The organism is Methylophaga sp. UBA1464, assembly GCF_002325665.1.
In the GTDB taxonomy this organism is placed as follows: domain Bacteria; phylum Pseudomonadota; class Gammaproteobacteria; order Nitrosococcales; family Methylophagaceae; genus Methylophaga.
The window spans coordinates 44,150-47,432 of the sequence record NZ_DCSO01000045.1 but is presented as its reverse complement, the minus strand read 5'-3'; the positions used below and the strand labels follow the sequence as shown (position 1 = coordinate 47,432).

The window sequence follows — 3,283 nt, the reverse complement described above, 5'->3', positions numbered from 1 at the left end:
TAAGGTTTCCGGATATCCGGCCACTAAGGAGTTTTCATCACCTTCACAGACCAGTCTTATCGGTGAGGCCATTTTGCCAATAAGCTGTTTGGCAGTATCTTCATCCCGAATACCTCTGTGGGCCAGGCCTTCAAGCAAGGCTTCTGCCACCCACCAGAATAAGGTGGTTTTTTCCTGCAGACACTGCAACCGCAGATGACGCAAAATCCCACGCATTTTCCGCAGGTTTTTGTCATCTTTTTCACGCATCCAGGTCAACAACAAGTGTTGAAATACGTGGGCTATTTTGTGTCTTTCCAATTCCAGTGGTGGAGCGGACTGCCCTGGGTTAGGGATAATGCTGTCGGGTAGTTTTTGTGAGAGATCCGGCGTAAATACATCTGTTTTAGCAATCACCGGTTTATCTCGTAATACTCTCAATTCATTTATTGCGTCCAGCAGACATAAAGCATTGTCGGGGAATTTCTCATTTAATTTCTGTAAATACGTCGGCAGCAAAATCATGCTGCGAGTCAAGGTTTCCAATGCCTGGTTTTGTTTATCTTCCGGGAAAGAACGCAGATAACCCGCAACGGATTGCATTTCAGCAGCGAGCATCTGGGCGCCATCCAGATTAAGCATTTCCAGAGTACCGTTGACTTGATACAAATGTTCGACACAGCGGCTCAGTGATTCAGACTGTTGAGGATCCTCGATAAATGTCTGGACAGATTGCAATGCCGCAGCGAGTGAATTCTGCAATTCATCCTGAAGCCATGTCAGGGCATGGTAATTGCCTCTGGATTGGGTCATATGCAAATCTCCGCTGGCTCAGCCTGCATCAGGGTAATTTGAAACCGGAGACTGACTTACGCAGTTCGTTGGTCAGTTCAAGCAGTCTGCCGATCGCTGCCGCGCTCTCATTGGTTCCGGTTGAAGTCTGCATGGTGATTTCCTGAATCACACTCATATTTTCTGAAGTACCAATCGCCGCTGTTGCCTGTTGTTTTGCATTGCTGGAAATATTGTTAATCAATTCTGCCAATTGTTGAGATACGGTTTCAATCTGCTCCAGAGAAGCACCGGCATCTTGTGATAAGCGAGCTCCGGAAACCACTTCAGCGGTACTTTGCTCCATGGAACTGATGGCTTCGCTGGTATCACTTTGAATGGTGCGAACCAAAGCATCAATCTGCCGGGTAGCACANNTCACTTTGAATGGTACGTACCAGCGCATCAATCTGGCGAGTGGCACTGCCTGAACGTTCCGCCAGTCGCTGAACCTCGTCAGCAACCACCGCAAAACCTCGACCGGCTTCACCCGCCATAGCGGCCTGAATGGCAGCATTCAAAGACAGAATATTGGTTTGTTCAGCGATGTCATTGATCAATTCAACGATTTCACCGATTTGTTGGGAGCTTTCACCCAAACGCTTCATGCGTTTGGAGGTTTCCTGGATTTGTTCACGGATGGTATCCATTCCGTGGATGGCTTTTTTTACTGCCCCGTTACCTTGTACGGCGAGGCTTACCGATTGCTTCGCAACTTCAGAAGACTGGCTGGCATTTTCTGAAACCAGTTCGATAGAGGCCGCCATTTGAGTAATCGCCGAGCTGACTTCAGAAATCTGTTGTGCCTGGTGCTCACTGGCGTCGGTTAAGTGTAACGCGGTCGCCTGGGTTTCCTGAGCTGCAGAGGCTACCTGCAATGTCGTTGAGTTAATCTGTGCGACCAGGCTGCGTAATGCATCAATGGTGTAGTTGACGGAGTCAGCAATTGCGCCGGTGATATCTTCGGTCACAGTGGCTGTAACGGTCAGATCACCGTCAGCCAGATCACCCATTTCATCCAGCAACCGCAGAATAGCGTCCTGGTTATGACGATTCTGTAGTTCCATTTCATCCATGGATTGCTTGATTTTGCGTAACGGCTGATAAGCGACCATCAAGGCAAATATCACCGCTAGGATAACGCTTAAACCACTGGCTGCAGCGGTGACCAGGGGATCGGGATAGACCAGAACATATTGTCCGGAAACCAGTAACCAGATACCGGCGAGCGTCAAGCCACTGAAAACAATTATTAAAACAAGGTAAAACAGATTTCTGCCGCTGAGCAGCGATGAAAAAAACAGTTTACTGGTGGCATTCATAGGGCGTGTCCTGAAATAGAATCGTTAAGCGGCTGCATTCAAAAATCTGGGGTCTTCCGCAAGCTTAAGCAGGCTGAAAACATGCCAGTAGGTATCTTGCTGATAAAGTCGACCCTGCAAATATGGTTTCAGATGCAAGTGCTGGCTTGCATCTGCCGGTTCCGGTTGACGTTGAAAATGCTTCAGACCGAAGACTTCATCAACGATCAGACCAGTGAAAAACTCAGGGTGGTTCAAAACAATAACGCGCGTGCGCTTATCTGCAGGAGGGCTGGTACCGTGCAAAAATAAATTCAAATCAATTAACGGTAGAAGATCACCGCGCAGACTGGTTATGCCGGCAACCCAGGGTTGAGATTTGGGAACTGGGGTGATTTGATGCGGCAGTGGAAACACTTCACGGGATTGGCCAAGCGGGATAAGCAGGTGAAGATTATCCAGCCGAAAGCCAATGGCTGTCCAGGCGCCCTCCATATTATCTTGCTGGGACAAGCCCGCAATACGTTGCTGGCTGCGTCGTTCGATATCCTTGAGAGTAGCAATAATATCTTTTGGATTGTCCATTGTGGTCATACTGACACTTCTACCAATTCATTGATTTGCAATATCAGATCTTCCTCTGCAACGGGTTTGCCAAGATAGCCACGTGCACCTTGTCGCATACCCCACATGCGATCAGTTTCCTGGTGTTTGGATGAAACGATCACAATCGGAATATGTGCCGTAGCGCTGTCTTTAGTCAATCGGCGAGTCGCCTGAAAACCATTTAAACCGGGCATTACCACATCCATCAGTATTAGCTGAGGTAACTGGGATTGCGCCATTGCAACTGCCTGCTCGCCATCTGTTGCCACGATCACCTGGTGACCGTTTTTTTCCAACATTTTCTGTAATACATATACTTCTGTTGGCGAGTCATCGGCTATTAAAATTAAAGCCATATAAAACCTAAGCGTCCTTGTTTTTGTTAAGCAAATGCGTCCGTATTGCATCAAGTAAGTCTTCGCGGGTAAATGGTTTTGTCAGATATTGTTCTGCACCGACAACCCGCCCTTTTGCACGGTCAAACAGTCCATCCTTGCTGGATAGCATGACTACCGGGATATCCCGATATTTTGGGTTGTTTTTCACTAGGGCGCAGGTTTGATAAC

At 47.9% G+C, this 3,283-nt stretch carries 5 protein-coding genes and 1 pseudogene; all 6 read right to left on the bottom strand.

What is annotated here, in order from left to right; all coding sequences use genetic code 11:
- Positions 1-792 (bottom strand): annotated as a pseudogene (locus B3O33_RS04905) (hybrid sensor histidine kinase/response regulator); the annotation flags it as partial.
- Between the two features lie 28 nt (positions 793-820).
- The gene (locus tag B3O33_RS04900) at positions 821-1,162 is read right to left on the bottom strand and encodes a hypothetical protein (protein ID WP_292363114.1); all 342 of its coding nucleotides are present in this window, start codon (positions 1,160-1,162) and stop codon (positions 821-823) included.
- Between the two features lie 4 nt (positions 1,163-1,166).
- Positions 1,167-2,132, bottom strand: a complete 966-nt coding sequence (locus tag B3O33_RS04895; RefSeq protein WP_292363113.1) for a methyl-accepting chemotaxis protein — start codon at positions 2,130-2,132, stop codon at positions 1,167-1,169.
- Between the two features lie 24 nt (positions 2,133-2,156).
- Positions 2,157-2,705, bottom strand: coding sequence for a chemotaxis protein CheW (locus B3O33_RS04890; RefSeq protein WP_292361222.1), 549 nt, complete (start codon positions 2,703-2,705; stop codon positions 2,157-2,159).
- Positions 2,702-3,073, bottom strand: coding sequence for a twitching motility response regulator PilH (gene pilH, locus B3O33_RS04885; RefSeq protein WP_292361221.1), 372 nt, complete (start codon positions 3,071-3,073; stop codon positions 2,702-2,704). Before pilH ends, B3O33_RS04890 begins: the two co-directional genes overlap by 4 nt.
- A gap of 7 nt (positions 3,074-3,080) precedes the next feature.
- Positions 3,081-3,283, bottom strand: a 203-nt coding sequence (locus B3O33_RS04880) for a response regulator (protein WP_292363111.1), incomplete at its 5' end; no start/stop codon positions are given.